Origin of the sequence: Nocardia sp. NPDC060220, from assembly GCF_042727815.1 — a bacterium.
Lineage (GTDB): Bacteria > Actinomycetota > Actinomycetes > Mycobacteriales > Mycobacteriaceae > Nocardia.
The window spans coordinates 1-1,239 of record NZ_JBHWZY010001316.1 but is presented as its reverse complement, the minus strand read 5'-3'; the positions used below and the strand labels follow the sequence as shown (position 1 = coordinate 1,239).

The window sequence follows — 1,239 nt, the reverse complement described above, 5'->3', positions numbered from 1 at the left end:
ACAACATCCTCGCGCGCCGGTTTCGCAGGCGTGCTCGAGGCCGGGTCCTCCGGTTGCGGCGACGAACTTTCGCCGCTGGTCACGACTACGGCCTCGTCAGCTCGGCGTAGCGAGCGAGGTGGTGGTCAGTGGATCCGAATTCGTGCTCGATCGCGGTCAGCCGCTTGAAGTAGTGGCCGACGGCGAGTTCTTCGGTCATGCCCATCGCACCGTGTAGCTGAACGGAGTTCTGGCCGATGAATCGAGCGGCACGGCTGACGGTGACCTTGGCCGCGGATGCCGCCCGCGCCCGAACCGCCGGTGCCGCGTTCAGTGCGTGGATCGCCAGATACGCTGCGGCGATCGCCTGCTCGAGCTCCATGTACATATCGACCATGCGGTGCTGCAGAACCTGGAAGCTGCCGATCGGCTGACCGAATTGCCGGCGTTGCTTGGCGTATTCGACGGTATCCGCCACCACCTTGCGCATGCATCCGACCGCTTCCGAGGCGATCGCCGCGATCGCCTCGTCGGCTGTGGCCTCGATCGACGACCATGCCTGGCCTTCCGCTCCGAGCAGTGCGGCGGCGGGCAATCGGAATTCGGTGAAGGTGATATCGGAACCGGCCCGGTCGTCGATCGTCCGGTAGGAGTGGATTTCGACCCCGGGCGGCGGATTCGCCGCATCGAACTCGCTGAGGAACAACGAGATGCCGGATTCGTCGCGCCGGGCACCCGAGGTGCGCGCGCTGATGATCAGATGGGTCGCCAACGGCGCACTGGTCACGACGGTCTTGCTGCCGTCGATCACCCACGAATCGCCGTCGCGGCGCGCGGTCGTCGAAAGATCGTGCATCGCATGACCCGACGTCGGCTCGAGTGCGGCGAACGCGGTGCGCGCCGTACCGGCCACGATCTGCCGCACCAGTGCATCGGCAGCCGTCCCACCGCAGCGTTGCAGCAGACCCGCCCCGATGATGACCGTGTCGACATAAGGTTCGACGACGAGCGCACGCCCGAGTTCCTCGGCGATGACCATCATTTCGACCGGCCCACCGCCCATACCGTCGACATTCTCGGGCAGGGTCGCACCGAGGATGCCCAACTCTTCGGCGAAACCGCGCCACACCGCGGGCTGCCACCCCGCGCCGGACTTGACCGCGCTCCGACTCTGCTCCAGGTCGTACCGGGCACCGAGGAATCCGGCCACCGAATCACGCAGGAGTTCTTGCTCTTTGGTGAAGGTGAAGTCCATCAGAG

Annotated in this window: 1 protein-coding gene; it reads right to left on the bottom strand. The window is 65.9% G+C overall.

What is annotated here, in order from left to right:
- Positions 1 to 85: 85 nt before the first annotated feature.
- The gene (locus tag ACFWF3_RS36365; protein WP_379318730.1) at positions 86 to 1,234 is read right to left on the bottom strand and encodes an acyl-CoA dehydrogenase family protein; all 1,149 of its coding nucleotides are present in this window, start codon (positions 1,232 to 1,234) and stop codon (positions 86 to 88) included.
- Positions 1,235 to 1,239 lie beyond the last annotated feature (5 nt).

Excerpts from the sequence above, each read along its gene's own strand:
- ACFWF3_RS36365 (WP_379318730.1), bottom strand. The coding sequence starts at position 1,234 with ATGGACTTCACCTTCACCAAAGAGCAAGAACTCCTGCGTGATTCGGTG.